Below are 21,066 nucleotides of genomic sequence, written 5' to 3' on the forward strand. Positions count from 1 at the left end.
ACATTAAACGAGACGAAGAAAATTACCGGAATCCGCCTTAGCGCACGCCGTTGAGGCGATCGAAACCGGCCGCCAGATCGGCGATCAGGTCTTCGACGTTCTCCAGGCCGATGTGTATGCGCACCAGCGTGCCGGAGAAATCGACGCCGCCCGCCGGCCGGATGGCTTCCAGCTCTTCCGGCTGGTTGGCCAGGATCAGCGACTCGAAGCCGCCCCAGGAGTAGGCCATGCTGAAGTGGCTGAAGTTGTCCAGGTAAGCGGCCAGCTGCGCATCATCCAGCCGCTCTTTCAGCACGAAAGAGAACAGCCCGTTGCAGCCGCTGAAGTCGCGGCGGTAGAACTCGTGGCCCTTGCAGCTGGGCAGGGCTGGGTGATTGACCGTCGCCACCTCCGGCCGTTCGGCCAGCCAGTTGGCGACCTCAATGCTGCTGCGCTCGTGCTGCTTCAGGCGCACGCTCAGGGTACGCAGGCCGCGGCTCGCCATGTAGGCGGTGTCGGCATCCACCATCTGCCCCATCAGATAGGAGTACTCGCGCAGTTGCTCCCAACAGCGCGCGTTGGCGACGGCGGTGCCGAGCATGTAATCGGAATGGCCGATCAGGTATTTGGTGCCGGCCTGAATGGAGATATCGATGTCGAAATCCAGCGCCTTGAACAGCACGCCCGCCGCCCAGGTGTTGTCGATCATGATCACCACCTCCGGCGCCACGGCACGAATGGCCTGCACCATGGCCGGGATATCCTGCACTTCCAGAGTGATGGAGCCGGGGGATTCCAGGAACACCACGCGGGTATTGGGTTGGATCAACGTGGCGATATCGGCGCCGATCAACGGATCGAAATAGGTGGTGCTGACGTTCATGCGACCGAGGATGTGGGTGCAGAAATCCTGGGTCGGTTCGTACGCCGAACCGGTGACCAGCAGGTGATCGCCGGCGCCGACGAACGACAGGATCGCATTGGCCACCGCCGCCGCGCCGCAGGGGTACAGCACGCAGCCGGCGCCGCCCTCCAGCTCGACCATCGCATCTTGCAGGGCGAAGTGGGTCAGCGTGCCGCGTCGGCCGTAAAACAGCTCGCCGTGGGCGCGTTGCGCGGTGGCGTGCTTTTTGGCGGCGACGGAGTCGAAGACCAAAGAAGAGGCGCGTTGCGTGACGGGATTGACGGAGCCCTGGGTGTAGCGTTTGCCGCGGCCGGCGCCGATCAGCGTGGTTTCGATGTGTTTTGACGTCATGGTACCTGGCTCACCTCTGGTTGCTCTGCACGTGCCCGTTTACGATAGCCCTTACGTTAGCATGAGTTGATATAGCCATCCAGACGTTTTAACTTCTGGATATAGAAACGGCTATAATTGGCTGTCAGCGGCGCATTTCTCGCCTCATCCTTCTGCCGAGCGGCGAGAGAGAAGCCCATTCATCGGTCGAGACGTCGTTCGGCAGCGTGGTCTTGTTGCACCGTTGTGGGAGAAAAGTAACGAAATAACCCCCATAAAAGGAGCGTTTGGCGGTGAACGGGCGCGGATTGGCGCTTTGCCGCGGGGCTGGCTAAAATTTTCGCGTTTATTTGGTAAATAATAATGAGAACTACTATCAATCCCCGGTTGGTTTGATATGATCGCACGCTGAATTATTCCTTAATTTTGATCGGTAATGGGTGGAGGCACAGCGTGAAAACGGCTGGCAAGAATTTAAATCAAGGATCGTTCGGTCAGGGCCGGGCGCAGTGGGGCAAGGCCTTTGGCCGCAGCCTGATGGCTTCTATGGTGCTGGTTGTGGGGCTGGCCGGCAGCGCGCAGGCAGCGCCGGCGGCCAATCCGGCCGTTACCGAAAGCGTTGCGCCGACCACCGCGCCTGCACCTGCAGCCGCTGCGCCGGAAAGCATCACGCCGGTGAACCCGGCACCGACGATCCAGCCACCGGAAACCCGCGGCATGGACCTGTCCATTTGGGGCATGGACCTGTCCATTTGGGGCATGTACCAGCACGCCGACGCGGTGGTGAAAGCGGTGATGATCGGCCTGGTGCTGGCGTCTATCGTGACCTGGACCATTTTGTTCGCTAAAGGCAGTGAACTGCTGCGCGCCAAGCGCCGTCTGCGTCGCGAGCAGTTGGCACTGGCCGAAGCGCGCTCGCTGGATGAAGCTTCCGAGCTGGCGCAAAACTTCTCCCCGGAGAGCGTCAGTGCGGTACTGCTGAACGATGCGCAAAATGAGCTGGAGATGTCTGCGGAATCCAACGACAACAACGGCATCAAAGAACGCACCGGTTTCCGTCTCGAGCGCCGCGTGGCGGCCTACAGCCGTAACATGGGCCGCGGCAACGGCTTCCTCGCCACCATTGGTGCCATCTCGCCGTTCGTCGGCCTGTTCGGTACCGTCTGGGGCATCATGAACAGCTTTATCGGCATCGCCCATTCGCAGACCACCAACCTGGCGGTCGTGGCGCCGGGCATCGCAGAGGCGCTGCTGGCGACTGCGATGGGCCTGGTAGCGGCGATCCCTGCGGTCGTTATCTACAACATCTTCGCCCGCGTCATCAGCGGCCATCGCGCCCAGGTAGGCGACGTGGCGGCGCAGGTCTTGCTGCTGCAGGGCCGCGATCTGGATCTGGCCGCAACGGCGGAAGCCAAGCGCTCACAGCACGCACACCAACTGCGGGCGGGGTGAGCCATGGCGATGCGCTTAAATGAAGATTTGGACGACAGCGGCGAACTGCATGAAATCAACGTGACGCCGTTTATCGACGTCATGTTGGTGCTGTTGATCATCTTTATGGTGGCCGCGCCGCTGGCAACGGTAGATATCCGCGTCGATCTGCCGGCCTCCTCCGCCAAACCGCAGCCGCGGCCGGAGAAACCGGTCTTCCTGTCGGTGAAGGCTGACAAGCAGCTCTACGTTGGCGATCAGCCGGTGAATGCCGATCAGCTGACTTCGGTGCTGGATCAACGCACTCAGGCGAACAAAGAAACCACCATCTTCTTCCAGGCGGACAAGAGCGTGGACTATGAAACGCTGATGAGCGTGATGGACACCTTGCGTAAAGCCGGTTACCTGAAAGTGGGGCTGGTGGGTATGGAAGGTGCCGCCAAGTAGCGGCAGCAAAACGATAAAGGGCGCTCAGGCGCCCTTTTTTATTGATTCTGAGATATCACTCCCCGGCTAACAACGCCCGGGAACCGGCATGACGCCAGTGGATACGGCCCGGCAGATAAAGCGCGCTCTGTTCCAGCGGCCGTTCGTCGATAAGCGCGGTGACTTTGTCGAAGCTATGTTGCGCCAGTGCCAGGCAGTCTTGCGCGACCGTATCTATCTTCAGCGTCATGCAATCGAACAGGTAGTGATCGTCGAAGCTGCACAGGTGAATGTCGCTCTCCATCAACTGATGCTGCGTCAGATAACGCAATACGCCCTCCAGCAGGCCACAGGCGGTGGTGAACAGCGCTTTGGGCGGACGCCCCAGCTGTGCGCACAGCTGAGCGAACATCTCGTAACCTGAGCTGGGGTGATAGTTGCCGTTGATGATCCATTCCGGTTTGCACGTGATGCCGGCGCGCTCCAGGCCAAGCTGGAAGCCGGCGAGGCGATCGCGGGTCGGCGAAATGCGCGGCTGCCCGCCGAGAAAATAGATCTCATCCGGATGTTGGCGCGCGACCTTTTCCACCAGGTCGGCGGTCGCATTAACCGAGTCGGTGATCACCAGCGGCAGTTCGGAGCCGGCGATCAGGCGGTCCATCTGCACCACCGGTATCCCGGCGTTGATCTTCTGGTATTCTGCATCGTTCAACTGGCTGGAGGCGACGATCAAGCCATCCACCTGCCGCTGTACCAGACTGTTCACCGCCATCATCTCCTGCGCCGGGTTTTCATCGGTGCAGGCGATCAGCAGCTGCAGACCGGCTTCGCGGCACAGCGTTTCCAGCTCGCGCGAAATCACCGCAAAGCCGTAGTTGGTCATCTCCGGCACCACCAGCCCCAGCGTGTGGCTGCGGTTGGAGCGCAAAGAGCGGGCGTGGATGCTGGGCTGATAATGGTGTTCGTGCGCCAGCGCCAGAACGCGGTCGCGGGTGTCGTCGGACACCCGATATTCCTTGCTGCGGCCGTTCAGCACCAGGCTGGCGGTCGATTTCGACACCCCGGCCAGCGTGGCGATGTCACTGATGGTAATGCGTTTATTTTTTTTCACTGACGCCATCTGAAGTCATCGGAGGATGCGTCATTCTAGCATGCATGGCGTCAGCGGCCAGTATTCCAACGCCAGCGGCGCGCTTCCGGACAGCCGCAGTTGCGGCTCGCTGGCCGGGAAGTAGCGCGCGCTCATCACCGCCTCGCCGCGGTTGATGAAGATCTCCACGCTGGAACGATCGAACAGCAACTGCAGATGCGTGACCGGGCCGCGCCAGTAACGGTGCTCCGGCTGGCCGTCGGCCAGGGAAGCGCGCGTCAGCTGCAGCCTTTCGCCGTCCCAGTTCAGCGTCATTGCCTCGCCAAACGCGGCGCTGAACGCGCCCTGCGGCGTCAGCTGCAGCTCCGCAGTCCCCAGCGCATAGGCGGGGGCATCATCGGCACAGCCTTGCCAGCATGCTCGCTCGCCGCGCAGCTGTTGCAGCTCGCGCGCCGGGCGCTGGTGGAGGCGGCCATGCCGCAGCGACAGCTCGCGCGGGCAGGTCATGGTGTGGATCCAGCCGTAACGGCGCGTCGGATGAGCTTCTTCATCTTGCTCGGGCACGCCCATCCAGCCGAACAGCAGGCGGCGGCCATCTTCCGCCAGCGTCGTCTGCGGTGCATAGAACTCGAAGCCGGCGTCCAGCTCGCGAAATTCGCCGTGGCTGAAGGCCGGCTGCAGGTAATCCAGCTTGCCGAGCAGATAGCCGGCCTGATAACTGTTGAGATAGCGTTCCGGCTGCGGCGCCAGCCCCTGCGGGCAGCAGATCAACACGTCGGCGTCCTCCAGCGAGAACAGGTCTGGGCACTCCCACATGTAGCCGAATTCACCCAGGTCGTGCAGGCCGGAACCGGCGATCTCGCCCAGCGGTTGCCAGGCGCGCAGATCGCTGGAACGAAGCAGCAGCACCTTGCCGCGATCCTGCAAGTCACGCGCGCCGAGCACCATGTACCACGCATTCTGATGACGCCACACTTTGGGATCGCGTACGTGCCCGCTGTAGCCGTCCGGCAGCGGCAGCACCGGCCCGAGCTTGCGGTATTCGCCCCGTTCGCTTTCCTGAGCCAGGCATTGATAGGCAGTGCGTGAGCCGTCGGGGAATTTCACATTGCCGGTGTAGATCAGCGTGATTTTATCTTCCGCCACCACCGCCGAGCCGGAATAACAGCCGTGGCTGTCGTAACAGGCACCTGGTGCCAGGGCGAGCGGCTGATGCGCCCAACGCAGCAAGTCGGTCGACTGCCAGTGTCCCCAGCACTTGTTGCGATGATCGCAGCCCAGCGGATTCCACTGATAGAACAGGTGATAAACGCCGTTGTGCTGGATGAAGCCGTTGGGATCGTTCAGCAGGCCAACGCTGGGCGCCAGATGCCAGGCCGGGCGGTGCGGATCGCGCAGCGCGCGTGGCTGGCCGTTCATGACCGCCTGCATCGCCTGTTTGATTAAGCTGAGTTCTTCCATCATTGCGCGTCCGTTTTATATTTCAACAGGAGGGAGAGTATGAAGGCGGTGCCAAACGCGATCGCCAGGCCGATGATATAGCTGACCAGCGAACTGGCCTGCACAATCGCCATGCCAGGGATCGCCGTCAGCCCGACCGCGTTCATGCCGACGTGATTGGCCACCACCCAGGCGCCGCCGAGCGCGCCGCCCGCCAGCGCTGCCAGGAAGGGTTTCACGAAGCGCAGGTTGATACCAAACAGCGCCGCCTCGGTGATGCCGAGCATGGCGGAAAAGGCGGAAGGCACCGCGATGGCTTTGATTTTGGCGTCGCGGGTTTTGAAATACACCGCCAGGCAGGCGCCGCCCTGAGCGATGTTGGCCATCGACCAGATCGGCAGCAGGAAGTTGACGCCGATAGTGGGGTTGCCGAGCAGCCCGGCCTCTACCGCGTGGAAACTGTGGTGAATACCGGTGATGACGATAGCGGAATAGAGGCCGCCGAACAGCAGCCCGGCGAACCACCCCGCATGGGCAATCAGCGTGCTGAGCACGAAGGAGATGCCGTCACCCAGCGCGCGGCCGGCGGGGCCGATAAACAGCAGGGCGACAAAGCCTGAGATGACCACCGTCAGGAACGGCGTCAGGATCAGATCGAGCGCGTTGGGGATCACTTTACGCAGCCGTTTCTCCAGCAGGCTCATGAACCACACCGTCAGCAGCACCGGGAATACGGTGCCCTGATAGCCGATCATGGCGATGTCCAGCCCGAAGAAGTTCATGGTGTGGAACCCTCCGGCGACGCCCCAGGCGTTGGTCAGCGCCGGATGCGTCAAAATGCCGCCGAGCGTGGCCCCCAGGTAGGGATTGCCGCCGAATTCGCGTGCGGCGGTGAAGCCGATCAGAATCGGCAGGATAATGAACGCCGCCGAGCTGAACATATCCAGCATGATGAACAGCGCGCTGTTGGCATCGGCCCAGCCGTAGGTTTTCACCATGCCGAGCAACCCCATCAACAGGCCGGAAGCGACGATCGCCGGGATGATTGGCACGAAGATGTTCGACAGCAGGCGGGCGATGCGCTGCAGCGGGTTGAGCTTTTTCGCCGCGATATCGGCGGCTTCGGCCTTGCTGGATTCGCTGACGCCCGCCGCCTTGATGAATTCCGCATGCACCTTGTTGACCAGCCCGGTGCCGAAGATTACCTGGATTTGACCGGCGTTGCTGAAGCAGCCTTTGACGCCGTCCAGTTTGCCGATGGCCTCTTTGTCCACCTTGCTGTCGTCCACCAGCACCAGACGCAGGCGCGTGGCGCAGTGGGCGGCGCTGGCGATGTTCTCTTTACCGCCGAGCAGCGGCAACAGCGCGTTGGCGGTTGCGGTAATGTCCATGTTGTCCCCTTGCTAAATAAAAATGCCGCCGCGCAGTTTGCGACGCAGCGTCGTGAATCGATGTCAGAAGAAATACTTGAATCTGGCGCGCATGCCGTAACGTTGATCGTTGTCGCCGTTGGCGATCTTGTTGTCGGCGTTGGCTTCCAGCAGCGACACATAGGCGCCTAAATACAGATTGAAATTCTTCATATTCATAATGTTAGGTATCTGATACGACGCGTGAACGGTATGGATGTCGTAGTTGCCCGGTTCGCTGAGCGGGTTGTGGATATCGGCGGCGATCCCGGCGGTATTGAACTCTTTGATATTGTTATGGGCATAGATATAACCCAGTTCGAAGCGCCGCCACAGCACGTTCACGCCGGCGGTGAAGTCTTGCTCGCCTGAGGCATCCAGATAGGCGGTGCTCAGGTTGGCCACCACGCCGTTATCCGGGTTGGCGGCGCTGTTGTTCCAGCTCATCGTCATGCCGTAACCGTTGCGCTTGGACTGATCGACGAAGCGGCCCTGGCTGTCCTGATACCCGTAGGCGTTATTTACCACGTTGCTTTCCATTGCCGCCGCGATGCTGAAGGCGTCTTTTTTCCAGGCGATCACCGGGCGCAAATAGGCGACGTTTTTCTTATTGTCCAGGGCGTTGCCGTGATAGCGGCTGTCCTGGAACAGCGAAGTGCCGTCCTCCACCAGCGTGTTCAGCTCGAAATAGACATCACCGGCGTATTTGCTCAACATCAGGTTGCCGCCGCTGCTGCTGCGGCCGCGGCCTTCTTTCATCATGTAGATATAGCCGAAGCCGTCGGCGTACAGATCGTTGGCGGTATTGCCGGAGTATTGAATGAAAGTGTCCTGATTCAGCGGGAACATGTCGTAGGCTTCGAAGCGGCCGATTTTGGTTTGCCAGTTCTTTTCATTGCCGAAGAAGAAGGCGGCGTCATCCAGGTTCATTTTGCCGCTCATGTCTGCCAGCGGTTGCACGCTGAAGCCGGAGAAGTTGCCGTCCGGATTGCGGCGGTAGCCGTCCAGCCCGACCAGAATGCGGCCGTTGATATCCCAGCGTTCTTTGTTGCCAGGCTTCCAGTCTTTGTGGTCGCTGCCTTTCAGCGACGTCAGCTGGCCGCTGCGGCTGGCGCCGTCCAGATTGAACTCCACGTCGCCGTACAGTTTCAGATCATTGAATCCATTCAGTTTCAGTGCGCTGATCGGGGCAATTGGCGTTTGCGGCGCGGCGGTATGCTGCGCAATCTGCGCGGTTTGCCGTTCCGTGTTGGCGGTGCGCTGCTCCAGCTGTTGCGCCCGGCGTTCCGCCGCCGTCGCGCGGGTTTCAGCCTGTGCGGCGCGCCGTTCCGCCTGCGCCAGGCGCTGTTCCAGCGCGTTGAGGCGCGCCTCGATGCTGCCGCTGCCCGAGGCCGCTGCATTGGAAGCAGAGAGGAAAAGCCCTGTTGTTATCGCCAAATAGCTGAGTTTTTTCATCATCGTCTATCATCCGGGTAAGGGTTGTTATTATTTTTTGCTAAATTGCTAAACCGGTTTTTCATGGCGAAAGATAACGATCAAGAAGCGGGCTGGCAATCAAGTTTGCTAACCCGATTCAGCTATTGTGATCGAGTGCGCAAATCGTGGGGAGTAAAAGACCACGGCGCCCAGGGGATCGCCGTGGATGCAGGGGATCAGCGCAGAAAAGCGGTGAGCTCTTCGGCGCGGGGCAGGGCGGTCATGGCGCCTTTGGCGGTGGTGGCCAGTGCGCCGCAGGCCTGAGCCTGGGCGATAACCGCCGGCCACTGCGTTTCCTGCGGCAATTCGTGAAGGCGTGCCAGCGCCGCTAACAGACCGGCGACAAACGCGTCGCCGGCGCCGGTGGTATCGACCGGCACGATCGACGGCGCGCGGAAATGGCGCAGGCGATGCCCATCGTGTACGCAGACGCCGTCGCCGCCCAGCGTCACCAGCAGCAGGCGTGTCGGGTAGGTTTGCATCATCCAGCGGATGCCGTTCTCTACATCGTCAAGGTGGCTGATGAAAGCCAGCTCTTCGCGCGACAGTTTCACCACGTCCGCCAGCAACAGCGCCTTTTGCAGGCAGGGGCGCAGCGCTTCCGGCTGGCGCCAGACCTCTTCGCGGATGTTGGGATCGAAACTGACCCGGCCACCGGCCGCCCGAATGCGTTCCATCGCCGCAAAGGCCGCGCTGCGGCTGGGTTCTTGCGAAAGCGCGATGGAGCAGAGGTGCAGCCATTCGCCCCGTTGGAAAGCCGGCAGATCGTCGGGCTGCAAAAACAGATCGGCGCTGGGCTGCACCATAAACGTGAATGAGCGCTCACCCTGCAGATCGAGATCCACCACCACCGTGGAAGTGTGGTGGTCGGGATCCGGTCGCATATGACCGATATCCACCCCTTCATCGCTCAGTACCTGCTGCAGAAAGGCGCCGAAGCCGTCTTGCCCCACACGCCCGATAAAAGCGCTGTCGCCACCGAGCCGGGCGATACCCACCGCCACGTTCGCCGGCGCGCCGCCGGGGCATTTGAGATAACCGTTGGCATTTTCCGGCACCAGGTCGATCACGGCGTCGCCCAGTACCCATACGCGATTCATCATGCTTAATCCCTATTTTTGTCGTTGTCAGATGGTTAGCTAAAATAGAAGAACCGATTTAGCAAGGCAATGAAATAATCCTCAGAGCCGCTTGGGCAGTGAGGAAGATCAATCTTTCTGCTGGGCTTGGGGGGAGGGAATCTGCCCCGCGAACCAGCGCGGGGCGAGATAGCAGGGCATTTAGCCCAGCTTCGGATAGACGCCGGGACCGATTGGCAAGCCTAGCGCATACCAGACCAGCAGCAGCAAAATCCACACGCTGAAGAACACCAAAGGATAGGGCAGGATCAGCACGTAATAGGTGCCGAGCTGCGCGTCTTTGCGGTAGCGCTGCAGGAAGCCGAGGAACAGCGGCAGGAACGGCGACATCGGCGCCAGCGGCAGCACCGCAGAGTCGGCGATGCGAAAGATCATCTGGGCGAACGCCGGGTGGAAACCGAGCAGCATAAACATCGGCACGAAGATCGGCGCTAAAATTGACCAGATCGCCGAGCCGCTGGCGATGAACATGCACAGGAAGGCGGAGAGGAACATCAGGCCGAGAAATGCCGGTGCGCCACTCATGCCGGCGGCTTCCAGCATATCGGTCAGGCCGACGGCCATAAACTTGCCCATGTTGCTCCAGTTAAAGAACGCCACGAACTGCGACAGCGGAAATACCATCACGATAAAACCCGCCATGCTTTTCATCGGATCGAGCAAGTGGTGGGGAATATCGTCCGGCCGACGGATCTGTTTGGTGACTACGCCATAGGTAATGGCGACGGTGAAGAAGAACAGGATGATGATCGGCACGATACCCTTGATGAACGGGGAAGGGATCACCGAACCGGTGTTTGGGTCACGCAGCGGCGCGGCCTCCGGCACCACCAGAGCGGCGATGATGGCGATAAACACCAGCGCGGCGATACCGCTCATCATCAGCCCCCGGTTTTGCAGCGGGGTCAGCGCTGCGATTTTGTCTTCGGCGCTGCCTTGCCACTTCGGCAGACGGGGCTCGATAAATTTGTCGGTGAGCAGCGCGCCTGCGATGGTCAGCACGACCACTGAGGTGGCCATAAAGTACCAGTTGTCGATCACGCTGACGTGAACCGCGCCATCCACCGCTTTGGTGGCTTCGGTACTGATACCGGAAAGCAATACGTCGGTGGTGACGATCAACAGGTTGGCGGTAAAGCCGGAGGCGACGCCGGCGATCGCCGCCAGCAGTCCGGCTATTGGGTGGCGGCCCACCGCCACGAACATCAGTGCGCCAAGGGGCGGCATCACCACCAGCGCGGCGTCCGACGATATATGACTGAAGAAGGCGATAAACAGCACCATATAACTGGCGTAGCGGGCGCTGACGCGCGAGGCCATTTTGTACATCAGCGCCTGCAGCAGGCCGACCTTTTCCGCCAGGCCGGCGCCTATCACCAGCGCCAAAATAGCCCCCAGCGGCGCAAAGCTGCTGAAGTTATGGATGATGTTGGGAAATATCCACTGCATGCCCGCCACGCTCATCAGATTATTCACCTTGATGAGCTCGCCGGTGGCCGGATTTTTCACCGCCACGTCGAGCCAGGAAAATAGCGCGGTGGCCAGCATAAGCACCAGGATCAAATAGACGAACAGTAAAAACGGATTAGGGATCTTATTGCCGATGCGTTCCACCCAGTAAAAAACGCGTCCGGGGCTTTTATTGATTGGCGTTGTGGCCTCACTCATGATTTTACCCTCTGTGTTTGCTCTGTTGTGTGATTGTTATTATTTGATTTATTTATAATTATTCTTAGTGGCCCGGTGAACCGGGCCCTGTCTGTTCATGCTATTTCAATGGGGAGGGTTTTACCCCCTGTGGGATAGGGCATCGATACGGCTGTTCGGCGCGTTGGTGCTCAAACTCGCTGCGGCAGCTCGCCAGCAGGGCGCTGTCGCTCAGCAGATCGATGGCGGTCGCCGCCATCACCTTGCCGGCCAGGCACATGCCCTTATGGGCGATAGCGGTGCGGCCCTGCGCCACCAGTTGCCAGGTGTGCAGAGGAGTGCCGAGTGCGAAACAGGGGCTAAAGCATTGGGCGGTTGGCGCCACCCAGCTCACGTCGCCAACGTCGGTAGAACCGTACAGCAGGTCGTCGGACTCCACATAAGGAGCGACCTCGTCCATCAGCACCTTATCTCCCAGCAGTTGTACCCACTCGCGCCCGGCTGCGCCACCGGTGCGGGCTATGTTGAGTTTGGCGTTGCGCAGATCGTCGCGGCTCAGCGTCTGGCGGATTTCCTCGGCGAAGCGGCGTTCGGCGTCGCTGTACTCGGGCAGACCGAAATCACACAGGTTTTGATACATCGCGCGTTCAAGACTGCGGTTCGGCACATAGTTGGAGCAGGCTTTGTCGAAGCGCACGTCCATCTGGGTGTCAGTCATCAGCGCTGCGCCCTTGGCGATGTTAATCACCCGTTGGTAAATGTCCTGCGCCTGGTCGAGCTGCGGCGCGCGGATCAGGTACAACACCTCGGCGTCGGCCTGCACCACGTTGGGGGAGCTGCCGCCGGTGTGGGTGACCGCGTAGTGCAGTCGCGCTTCTTGCACGATATGTTCGCGCAGGAAGTTGGCGCCGGTATTCATCAGCGTCACCGCGTCCAGCGCGCTGCGCCCCAGGTGTGGCGAGTTGGCGGCATGGGCGGCGACGCCCTTGAAGTGAAACGCCGCCTGAATGTTGGCCAGCGTGCTGGTGTTGAACATGCCGCTGAAGCCTTCCGGGTGCCAGGTGAGGGCGGCGTCGACGTCGTCGAACAGGCCTTCGCGCACCATAAAGGTTTTGCCGGAGCCGCCTTCTTCGCCCGGGCAGCCGTAGAAGCGCAGGGTGCCGGTCAGCCGGTTCTGCTGCATCCACGCCTTGGCGGCGAAGGCGCCCGCCAGCGCCGCGGTGCCCAGCAGATTGTGGCCGCAGCCATGGCCGTTGCCGTTTTCCACCAGCGGCTGCGGCGTGGCGCAGCCCGCCTGCTGGCTCAGCCCGGCCAGCGCGTCGTACTCGCCCAGCAGCGCGATGACCGGGTGGCCGCTGCCGTAGCTGGCGATAAACGCCGTCTCGATGTCGCCCACGCCGCGTTCGACCGAGAAGCCTTCCTGTTCCAGCGCATCGGCCAGCAACGTGGCGGAATAGGTCTCGTTGAAGCGCGTTTCCGGGTGATCCCAAATCGCGTCGCTCAGCGTGCTGAAGCGGGGTTGACGTTGGTCAATGTAGTCGTCGATAAATGCCTGCAGTTCTGAGTTGCTCATGCTCCGCTCCCGAATGTCGGCAGGTTCAGCGCCAGCGACGCCAGCGTTTTCACCGCCACCGCCATCACCTGTTCGTTGAAGTCGAATTTCTCGTTATGGTGCCCGGCGCTCAGCTCGGTGCCGAAAATGACGTATGAGGCCTGGCCGCCGCGGGATTTCACCCGTTCCATCATGTAGGTGGCGTCTTCTGAACCCGCCGCCTGTTCGCGGCGATCGACCACCGAGGTCAGCTCGGTTATCTGCTGCGCCTGGCGGCGGATATAATCCACCCACGGTTGGGTCGGTTTGCTGCTCTGCGCCGCGCCCATCAGCGCGATGTCGCAGGCGACGCCGTGCATTTTGGCGGCGCCTTCGATGGCGTTCAGGGCCTGCTGATAGACGAACGTATTGATCTCATTGGTGGCGCCGCGCGTCTCCACCTTCATAAACGCCCGATCGGCGATCACGTTGCGGCCGGTGCCGGCCTGCAGCACGCCGACATTGATGCGTGAGCTGCCTTCGCTGTGGCGCGGGATGGCGTAAAGCCCTAGCGCAGCCTGCGCCGCCGCCAGCAGTGCGTTGCGACCGTCTTCCGGCTTGGCGCCGGCGTGGGAGGCGACGCCGCGGAAGGTAACGTCCAGCTTGCTGGTGGCCATAAAGCTGTCGCTGCCACATACCAGCTCACCGGCCGGCACGCCGGTGCCGATATGCACCGCGGTGAAGAAATCGACGTCGTCCACCACGCCGGCCTCCACCATCGATTTTGCGCCGCGTGTGCCTTCCTCCGCCGGCTGGAAGATCAATTTGACGGTGCCGCTAAGCAGGGACTCCAGGCTTTTGAACACGTGCGCCAGCCCCAGGCCGATGGTGGTATGGCCGTCATGACCGCATGCATGCATCATGCCGCTGTTGCAAGAGGCGAAGCCTTCACGGAACGGCAGGTGTTCGGGTTCCAGCAATTCGTTGAGATCGAGGGCGTCCATATCCACGCGGTAGGCGATAGTCGGGCCGGGGCGGCCGGTATCGAGCGTTGCGACGATGCCGGCGAAGCCGCCGGAAAAATGCGGCAACCATTTTTCCAACGCGCCCTGATTGCGGGCGCGCAGTTCCTGCGCCTCCAGCTCATCGGACGAGGGTAGTCCCATGCGCGCCTCGGCCTTGATGACCTCGCGGCCTAGCTGCAGGCGGTAACCCAGCCGATCGAGTTCTTCCGCCACCAGGGTGGCGGTGCGGAACTCAAACCAGCCGGATTCGGCATAGCGGTGGAAGTCGCGGCGCCAGGCCTGCAATTGCGGGTACAGATCGGCCACCAACATCGAAAGCGAATTAGTCATAGTGATATCTCATAAGTTATCGCGCGCTGGATCGCTCCAGGCAGCAGTTATGCTCTGAACTGAAATCAGACGGTGATGCTCTTGCAAATAAAAAGGTGTATTTGGTTACTAACTGCCGTGAATGGCGCTTATTGGCGCAGAAAATGCGCTTAATTAAGCGAAATAAGAATTTGGTTATTTATTATGTTTTTTCCGAATGTACACAATGGAATCTGGCTAAATAAGATGCCAATATCTTGCTATTGATAAATAACGGTTATCGCCTTTCGCCTATGCCAGCCTCGATAAAATTGCACCAATTACGTGCATTTGTGGACGTTAGCCGCCAGGGCAGCATCCGCGCCGCTAGCCGTACCTCGCGCCTTTCCCAGCCTGCACTGACCAAAGCCATTCAGGAGCTGGAAGAGGTGCTGGGCGCCAAGCTGTTTATTCGCCGTAGCCAGGGGGTGGTATTGACCGACTGTGGCGATAACTTTTTCCAGCATGCCAGCCTGATCCTTGAAGAGCTGCGGGTGGCGCAGGAAGATATCCAGCAGCGGCTGGGGTTGGCGGGCGGCACGGTGAATATCGGCGTTGGTGGCAGCATTGCGCGTACTGTGATGCCGCAGGTGGTCACTCAGTTTCATCGTGAGTATCCCAACGTGAAGGTGCGCATCGTCGAGGGGCAGCTGGTGTCGATGATCCCTGAACTGCGTCAGGGCGAGCTGGATTTTACCGTCAATACCTACTACCCCAGCAGCCTCGACAACGAGTTGCAGTACGAACGGCTGATGGAAAAAGAGTATCGGGTGGTGGTACGTAAAGGGCATCCGATGGAAGGGGCAACCTCGCTGAAACAGCTGCAGCACTGCGACTGGACCATGCCGACGCCGAAAGGCAGTTATTACCGGCTATTGCACGATCTGTTCGGGGACTTGGGCATGGCGCCGTCGATCAGCGTGACCTGCGAGACCTTTATGGCCTGTACCAGCCTGGTGGCGCAGAGCGATTTTGTCAGCATTCTGTCGGTGGACGTGATTTCGGATCCGATTCTGGGCAAGCATTTGGTGCCGCTTGAGCTGGAAGAGAGTTTGCCGAAAGCGACGTTTTATCTTATCCAACGCAAGGACACCACCTTGACGCCGATGGGCGCGCACTTGGCGCGCCTGTTTCGTCTTTACTGTCGGTGATACCGAAGCCCCATCGGGGGCCCGGGTATCAGAAGGCGATCGACCCCTGCACGAAGAAGGTGCGCGGTTCACCGACGTACTTGCCGAAGTTATTGTCGTTGGAGCGGGTAAAGTAGCGCTGATCGAACAGGTTTTTCACCCCGGCGCCCAGCGTCAGGTTCGACAGCTGCGGCCCGAAGTTATATTCCCCGCGCATATTCCACACCATGTAACCGGCGATGTTGCCGAACTGGCCATCGGCGCTTTCCTGCGTGATGTACTCCGGCCCGGTGCCCGGCGAATGCTGTTTCGACTGCGCATAACCGTCCAGATTCCATACCCAGCTGCCGGTGGCGTAACGCGTGCCGACGGTATAGACCTGGCGCGAGTAGAACGGCAGATCTTTACCGGCGAAGTCGCCCTTGTCGGTGCTGGCTTTGGTGTAGGTATAGCTGGTGTAGACGCTGGCGCCGTCGAGCGCCCGATTCAGCTCGCTGAGATCGTAGCTGAGCGCCAGCTCGATGCCTTTGTGCTTGGTGGCGCCCATGTTGGTCCAGCCCACGTCGTTGCTGATGTACTGCAGCTGGTTATCGAAGTCGATGTAGAACAGCGTGGCCTCGGCCTTGACCACGGTGTCATCGTAGCGGGTGCCGAACTCATAGGTGCGCGCTTTTTCCGCCGTCAGCCCCGGCGCCGGCTGGTTGCCGTTGCCGCCTTTGGTCAGTTGGAAATACTGCATGCTGCCGAACGAGGTGTTGGCGTTGGCGAACAGTTTCCAGGCGTCGGACAGGTGGTACATCACGTTCAATGACGGCAGCGGCTCGCTGTAGCTTTTCTCGCGGCTGATGTTGTTGAACGAATCGTCCACGTGGGTGCGAATGCTTTCATAACGCAGGCCCGGCGTGACCGTCCAGTTGCCGACGTTAATGGTGTCGTCGATATAGAACGCGTTGGCTGCGGTACCGCCGGAGGTATGCTGGTAATAGTCCGGGGTATCCGGCGTCGAGCCGATATTCGCCGGATTATACCAGGCGGAACGCGATGCTTTTTCGTCCATGGTTTCATTCAGGTAGCGGTAACCGAGGGTGATCTCGTGCGCCATATTCCAGAAGCGAAACAGCTGCGAATAGCTTGGTTCGATCGCCCAGGTTGAATAGTGGCGCGGATAGGAGACCATGCGCCGCTGGCCCGCGTTTTTGCCGGTGCCTTCCGATTCGATGTTGCTGCCGCGGTAGCTGTCGGTGAAGTAGGTCAACACTTCGAACTGCTTGTCGTCTTCCTGATGTTTGTATTTGAACGACATATCCTTGCGGCGGCCTTCGAACTGATCCCACGGCCGCGTGGACTGGAACGGGTTCTGCGCGTATTGCGCGCTGCTCAGCCCGCCCGGCATGCCGGCTTTGGCGTCGTAGTAGTGGAAATTGGCCAGCAGTTCGTCGCGATCGGTGAACGCATAACGCGTTTTCAGCATGAAATCGTCGATGTCGGTGTTGTCGTTGTTGTCGCGGTAGCCCTGGCCGTGCAGGCCGGAATAGAGCAGCTCGGCGCCGAGGCCGTTGTCTGCGGTGCCGCCCACGGAGGCGCTGGTCAGGGTCTTCAGGCCGCCGTGGCTGGCGCCCTGGGTTTGTACGCTGGCGGTGCCGCCAAACGTTTTGGGAATGTCGCGGGTAACGAAGTTGATCACGCCGCCGACGTTTTGCGGCCCGTAGCGCACCGCACCGCCGCCGCGCACCACGTCCACCGATTGCAGGTTACCGATCGATAGCGGCGCCATCGACAGCTGCGGCTGGCCGTAAGGCGCAACCGCCAGCGGGACGCCATCCATCAGAATGGTGGAGCGCGGAGAAAGACGCGATGTCAGGCCGCGCACGCCGACGTTGAGCGAAATATCGCTGCCGCCGGTGCCGTTGCTGTCGCGCACCTGCACGCCGGGCACACCGCGCAGGCTGTCGGCGATGGTTTGGTCGCCTTGCTCATGCATCTGCTGCTGGGTGACGATGGAACGCGCGCCCGGATGGTTGAGCAGCACCGAACTGGTATCAGGGTTGTCCAGCCAGTTGCCGACGACGGTCACGGTGTCGGTATCGTTCTGAGATGAGTTATCAGTAGCAAGGACAGGGAATGCGATGGCGATGGAAGCCGTCAGCAGGGAAAGCCGAAAAAGAGGTGACATAATAATGCCTTAAGAGTTTCAGACCCGGATGTGTTTTTTTAGAAAAGACAATCTTAATGATAATTATTGGCAAGTAAATAGAATTGTTACGGGATAGTTAAGTGGGTAACTAAATAATGAATGCGGGAAACAGGACCCGACTGGCGGGCCCTGCGGGAGGTTATTATGGCGTAAGCCAGAAGACGCCGCTGTAATCCAGCGCGGTGAATTTCTGGTGCACCATTTCGATATCCGCTTGCGGATCAATATCTTTAAACAGCGCCGGGTGCAGGAATTTGGCGATCGCTTCAACCGCGATAAAGTTGAGCGGCGTGTCGTAAAATTGATGATAAATCGCCATCACGCGTTTTTCTTTCACCGCTTTCAGCACGTTAATACCGGTACGATCCAGCAGATGCGCCAGTTTCTTTTGGCTGGTGGCCATATCGGTGGTGTAACCCAGTGGTACCGCCAGCGTGCCGCGATGGCCACGGCTCCAGTCGGCACCGGTCAGCAGATAGAAATCCGGGTTGCTGCTGATCACCTGCTCGACGTTCACTTCTCCACCCATGTCTGAAAACAGCTTGCTGCCGATATTGTTGCCGCCGGCGGTATCGATGAACTGGCCGAAGCTGCCTTTGCCGAAGGTGTTGCAGCACTGTTCGCCTTTGATGCCGGCGCTGCGCTCGATGAAGACGCTGGGGCGCTGCTCCGGTTTCAGCGTGGCGACCCGCTGGCGCACCAGTTCGAGGCGTTGCTGATAGAGGCGGATAAAAGCATCGGCGTTGGGCTGCTCGTCAAACACTTTTCCCAACAGCGCCATGCTGGCGACGGTGTTGGTCAGCGGCTGCTGGCGAAAATCGATGATCAGCACTGGGATGCCGACTTTTTCCAGCTGGGTCAGCACGCCGCTGTCTTTCAATTTGCTCAGCAGGCCGATGTCGAAAATGATCAGATCCGGTTGGCGCACCACCGCGCTTTCCACGCTGAAATCACTGGTGTAGGGGTTGTCGAAGGTGGGGATCTGCATGACCTGCGGGAATTTTTTCGCGTAGGCCTCCACCAGATCCGGCGCTTTGACCTTCAGCGAGTTGTCCCAGGCGATGATGTTTTTCAGCGGCTCCTGCGGATGCAGAATATTCAGCGCCAGCAGCGCACGGGCATCGGCCAGGATAACGCGTTTGGCCGGTTGCGGCAGGGTGACCTGGCGGCCGGCGACATCGGTGACGACGATCGGCGCGGCTTGAGCGGTGCCGGCCAACAGCAACACACAGGCGGCCAACCAGCGGCCGGCTTTAGCGATAAGAACAGCGGGCATGAAGATCCTTGGGTAATCGGCGAAGAACGAGAACGCAATGATAAGCGATATCCTTTCGCTTTTTGAACTCCCTTGATGCCGATAGATCATCCCTGGCCCATCAGCGGGTCGCTGACGCTGTGCTCACCGTCCTCCAGCCGCCCCGCCAGGCGTCGCAGCCAGCCGGGGCCTCGCAGCGTAAGATCATACCAGCCGCCGCTGGTGCGGGCGTCAAACGTTTGCTGGTGGCTGCCGCCCGCAGGCAGCGTAATAGGCCACGGGCCTTGCTGAGTGTAAGGGCAGAGTTCGAGGGTGACCGCTATCGCTTCGGTGCCCGGATTATTCAACTGCAGCTGCAGGCTGCGGCCCGTTGGGCGCAAACGCACTTCCGGCTGCGGCCGACTCAGGACGCCGCGCAGCTCGCGATGAAAGCCGTTGGGGCCGAGCAGCCATAGATGGTACTCATTGTCCGCCTGCCAGTCGTCGCTGACCGCCTTGCCGGCCTCGACGGTATAGCGGCGCGGGATTTGCGTCAGGTCTCGCCAGTCGTAGACGTGAAATACCGCTCCCTGCTCGCCGGTATTGAACAGGTTCAACGTCACGCGGCGCTGCTCGGTCGCGACGGTGGCCTCGACGTGCAGCTGGTAGGGCAGTGCGCGGGAAGGGCGCGCCAGGCGGCGTTGGTGCGGCAAACGCTGGTGGGCGGGCGATGGCAGCGGCACCTGCGGCAGCTGTTCCTGGCGCTGGCGCAGGCCATCGGCGGCGTGGCGGCTGGTGGCGGGCAGGCTTGGCAGCGCTTCGCCGTTAGGGTCGACAAAATTGAACGCTGAGGTGAGATCGCCACACACCGCGCGGCGCCAGGCGCTGATGTTGGGTTCATGCACCTGAAAGCGCTTTTCCAGGAATTGCAGCACCGAGGTGTGATCGAAGACCTGCGAATTGACCCAGCCGCCGCGGCTCCAGGGCGATAGCACCAGCATCGGCACCCGCGGGCCGGGGCCGTAGATGCGGCCGTCCGGCGGCGGCTGATCCTGCGAGCCGGGCGGCGCCACGTGCTGGAAGATCTCGGTATCGAACGGCACCGTCGATTTACCGGCGAAGCTGCCGTCTTCGCGCAGCGACGGCGCGGAAGGCGAAGGCATATGATCGAAAAAGCCGTCGTTTTCGTCGTAGTTGACCAGCAGGACGGTTTTGCTCCACACCTCCGGGTTATCGGTCAGCGCGTTGAGGATCTCTTGCGTGAACCAGCCGCCCTGCACCGGGCTGGAGGGATCGGGATGTTCCGAATAGGCCGCCGGCGCGATGATCCAACTGACCTGCGGCAGTTTGCCCTGCTGCACGTCGGCACGGAATCCGGCCAGCATGGCGTCCAGATCGTTGCCGTCGGCGGCCGGCAGGGTGTTGCCGTTGCCCTTGTACAGCGGCGCGGTCGCGTTGAGCTCGTCGCGATAAGGTACGAAGGCGTTGAAGCCTTTCGGCGGCCGCGCCGGGTTGCCCACCTGAATGCTGGCGGCGCGGTATTGGCGGAAGCCCGCCAGCGGGTTGTCGGTAAAGTTGTCCGGCAGGAATTGGTACACCTTCCAGCTGACGCCGCTCGCCTCCAGCCGTTCCGGATAGGTTGTCCACTGGTAGCCGATCTCCGCCGGGCCGGGGCTGTCCCACTCGTTGACCACCACCGCTACGTCGGCGGCGGACGGGCCGTTGGTGCCGGTCCAGTGGAACAGCCGGTTGGTGTTGGTGCCGGCGTGGATAGCGCAGTGATAGGCGTCGCACAGGGTAAAGGCGTTGGCCAGTGCGAACTGGAACGGCAGCTCCTGCTGGCGGTAGTAGCCCATCGAGGCCGGCGTTTTGTAGGTGGGCCAGGCGCTCATGCGGCCGTGATCCCAGGCGGCTTGCTCATCCACCCACGAGTGCGGCGTGCCAGTGACGCGCTGTGCGTTGCCGCGTTTGCTGTCCAGATGGTAGGGCAGCACCAGCCGCTCGGCGCCCTGCTGCTGCCAGACGAGGCGATCGCCGGGCAATGGGATGGTAAAGCGATCGCTGAAGCCGCGTACACCCGGCAGGGTGCCGAAGTAGTGGTCGAAAGAGCGATTCTCCTGCATCAGGATCACCACGTGTTCGACGTCGCGCAGGGTGCCGGTGCGGTTATTGGCGGGAATGGCCAGCGCTTTGCGAATCGAGGCGGGCAACAGCGTGAAAGCCGATCCAATGGCGGCGGCCCGCAGTAGGTCTCTGCGAGAAAGGTCAGGCATGCGTCGTTAATCTCCGTCAGTGTGCTTTGAAGATAGCCGCTGACGACGATAATGGCGAAA

At 60.8% G+C, this 21,066-nt stretch carries 15 protein-coding genes; 3 read left to right on the forward strand and 12 right to left on the reverse strand.

Going from position 1 to position 21,066, the window contains the following annotated elements; all coding sequences use genetic code 11:
* Positions 1–37: 37 nt before the first annotated feature.
* The gene (metC, locus tag RE418_RS09560) at positions 38–1,234 is read right to left on the reverse strand and encodes a cystathionine beta-lyase (RefSeq protein WP_043142120.1); all 1,197 of its coding nucleotides are present in this window, start codon (positions 1,232–1,234) and stop codon (positions 38–40) included.
* 432 nt (positions 1,235–1,666) lie between these two features.
* Between metC and exbB the strand changes: the two genes are divergently transcribed.
* Both exbB and exbD read left to right on the forward strand, forming a co-directional pair.
* On the forward strand, positions 1,667–2,665 hold the full coding sequence (gene exbB / locus RE418_RS09565) for a tol-pal system-associated acyl-CoA thioesterase (RefSeq protein WP_399676122.1): 999 nt from the start codon (positions 1,667–1,669) through the stop codon (positions 2,663–2,665).
* A gap of 3 nt (positions 2,666–2,668) precedes the next feature.
* The gene (exbD, locus tag RE418_RS09570; RefSeq protein WP_004937307.1) at positions 2,669–3,091 is read left to right on the forward strand and encodes a TonB system transport protein ExbD; all 423 of its coding nucleotides are present in this window, start codon (positions 2,669–2,671) and stop codon (positions 3,089–3,091) included.
* Positions 3,092–3,146: 55 nt separating this feature from the next.
* Here exbD and RE418_RS09575 read toward each other — a convergent pair whose 3' ends face one another.
* The 8 genes from RE418_RS09575 to RE418_RS09610 form a co-directional block, all read right to left on the reverse strand.
* On the reverse strand, positions 3,147–4,190 hold the full coding sequence (locus RE418_RS09575) for a LacI family DNA-binding transcriptional regulator (protein WP_399676124.1): 1,044 nt from the start codon (positions 4,188–4,190) through the stop codon (positions 3,147–3,149).
* 21 nt (positions 4,191–4,211) lie between these two features.
* Positions 4,212–5,621 (reverse strand): sucrose-6-phosphate hydrolase, encoded by a 1,410-nt coding sequence (locus tag RE418_RS09580; protein WP_089181700.1) that lies wholly within the window; start codon positions 5,619–5,621, stop codon positions 4,212–4,214.
* Complete coding sequence (locus RE418_RS09585; RefSeq protein WP_043142125.1) at positions 5,621–6,991, reverse strand: sucrose-specific PTS transporter subunit IIBC; 1,371 nt, start codon at positions 6,989–6,991, stop codon at positions 5,621–5,623. The genes RE418_RS09580 and RE418_RS09585 overlap by 1 nt, the downstream gene beginning before the upstream one ends.
* A gap of 63 nt (positions 6,992–7,054) precedes the next feature.
* Complete coding sequence (locus tag RE418_RS09590) at positions 7,055–8,464, reverse strand: carbohydrate porin (protein ID WP_025304278.1); 1,410 nt, start codon at positions 8,462–8,464, stop codon at positions 7,055–7,057.
* 197 nt (positions 8,465–8,661) lie between these two features.
* Positions 8,662–9,588, reverse strand: coding sequence for an aminoimidazole riboside kinase (locus tag RE418_RS09595; protein ID WP_025304277.1), 927 nt, complete (start codon positions 9,586–9,588; stop codon positions 8,662–8,664).
* 177 nt (positions 9,589–9,765) lie between these two features.
* On the reverse strand, positions 9,766–11,292 hold the full coding sequence (gene abgT / locus RE418_RS09600) for a p-aminobenzoyl-glutamate transporter (RefSeq protein WP_025304276.1): 1,527 nt from the start codon (positions 11,290–11,292) through the stop codon (positions 9,766–9,768).
* Positions 11,293–11,392: 100 nt separating this feature from the next.
* A complete protein-coding gene (locus RE418_RS09605; protein WP_164067698.1) occupies positions 11,393–12,844 on the reverse strand; it encodes a M20 family metallopeptidase in 1,452 nt (483 codons plus the stop codon).
* Positions 12,841–14,157, reverse strand: coding sequence for a M20 family metallo-hydrolase (locus tag RE418_RS09610; RefSeq protein ID WP_043142136.1), 1,317 nt, complete (start codon positions 14,155–14,157; stop codon positions 12,841–12,843). Before RE418_RS09610 ends, RE418_RS09605 begins: the two co-directional genes overlap by 4 nt.
* 272 nt (positions 14,158–14,429) lie before the next feature.
* Between RE418_RS09610 and RE418_RS09615 the strand changes: the two genes are divergently transcribed.
* Positions 14,430–15,326 (forward strand): LysR family transcriptional regulator, encoded by an 897-nt coding sequence (locus RE418_RS09615; protein ID WP_025304273.1) that lies wholly within the window; start codon positions 14,430–14,432, stop codon positions 15,324–15,326.
* 28 nt (positions 15,327–15,354) lie between these two features.
* On the opposite strand, the gene RE418_RS09620 is transcribed toward RE418_RS09615, so the two are convergent.
* The 3 genes from RE418_RS09620 to RE418_RS09630 form a co-directional block, all read right to left on the reverse strand.
* Complete coding sequence (locus tag RE418_RS09620; RefSeq protein WP_089181349.1) at positions 15,355–17,478, reverse strand: TonB-dependent siderophore receptor; 2,124 nt, start codon at positions 17,476–17,478, stop codon at positions 15,355–15,357.
* 163 nt (positions 17,479–17,641) lie between these two features.
* The gene (locus RE418_RS09625) at positions 17,642–18,775 is read right to left on the reverse strand and encodes an ABC transporter substrate-binding protein (protein ID WP_089181348.1); all 1,134 of its coding nucleotides are present in this window, start codon (positions 18,773–18,775) and stop codon (positions 17,642–17,644) included.
* Between the two features lie 86 nt (positions 18,776–18,861).
* Positions 18,862–21,006, reverse strand: coding sequence for a phosphocholine-specific phospholipase C (locus tag RE418_RS09630; protein ID WP_089181347.1), 2,145 nt, complete (start codon positions 21,004–21,006; stop codon positions 18,862–18,864).
* Between the last annotated feature and the right edge of the window lie 60 nt (positions 21,007–21,066).

It is taken from the genome of Serratia sp. szju, assembly GCF_044594185.1.
Classification (GTDB): domain Bacteria; phylum Pseudomonadota; class Gammaproteobacteria; order Enterobacterales; family Enterobacteriaceae; genus Serratia; species Serratia bockelmannii.

Coding starts and splice junctions, on each gene's coding strand:
- metC (WP_043142120.1), bottom strand. CDS start 1,234: ATGACGTCAAAACACATCGAAACCACGCTGATCGGCGCCGGCCGCGGC.
- exbD (WP_004937307.1), top strand. CDS start 2,669: ATGGCGATGCGCTTAAATGAAGATTTGGACGACAGCGGCGAACTGCAT.
- RE418_RS09575 (WP_399676124.1), bottom strand. CDS start 4,190: ATGGCGTCAGTGAAAAAAAATAAACGCATTACCATCAGTGACATCGCC.
- RE418_RS09580 (WP_089181700.1), bottom strand. CDS start 5,621: ATGGAAGAACTCAGCTTAATCAAACAGGCGATGCAGGCGGTCATGAAC.
- RE418_RS09585 (WP_043142125.1), bottom strand. CDS start 6,991: ATGGACATTACCGCAACCGCCAACGCGCTGTTGCCGCTGCTCGGCGGT.
- RE418_RS09590 (WP_025304278.1), bottom strand. CDS start 8,464: ATGAAAAAACTCAGCTATTTGGCGATAACAACAGGGCTTTTCCTCTCT.
- RE418_RS09595 (WP_025304277.1), bottom strand. CDS start 9,588: ATGATGAATCGCGTATGGGTACTGGGCGACGCCGTGATCGACCTGGTG.
- abgT (WP_025304276.1), bottom strand. CDS start 11,292: ATGAGTGAGGCCACAACGCCAATCAATAAAAGCCCCGGACGCGTTTTT.
- RE418_RS09605 (WP_164067698.1), bottom strand. CDS start 12,844: ATGAGCAACTCAGAACTGCAGGCATTTATCGACGACTACATTGACCAA.
- RE418_RS09610 (WP_043142136.1), bottom strand. CDS start 14,157: ATGACTAATTCGCTTTCGATGTTGGTGGCCGATCTGTACCCGCAATTG.
- RE418_RS09615 (WP_025304273.1), top strand. CDS start 14,430: ATGCCAGCCTCGATAAAATTGCACCAATTACGTGCATTTGTGGACGTT.
- RE418_RS09620 (WP_089181349.1), bottom strand. CDS start 17,478: ATGTCACCTCTTTTTCGGCTTTCCCTGCTGACGGCTTCCATCGCCATC.
- RE418_RS09625 (WP_089181348.1), bottom strand. CDS start 18,775: ATGCCCGCTGTTCTTATCGCTAAAGCCGGCCGCTGGTTGGCCGCCTGT.
- RE418_RS09630 (WP_089181347.1), bottom strand. CDS start 21,006: ATGCCTGACCTTTCTCGCAGAGACCTACTGCGGGCCGCCGCCATTGGA.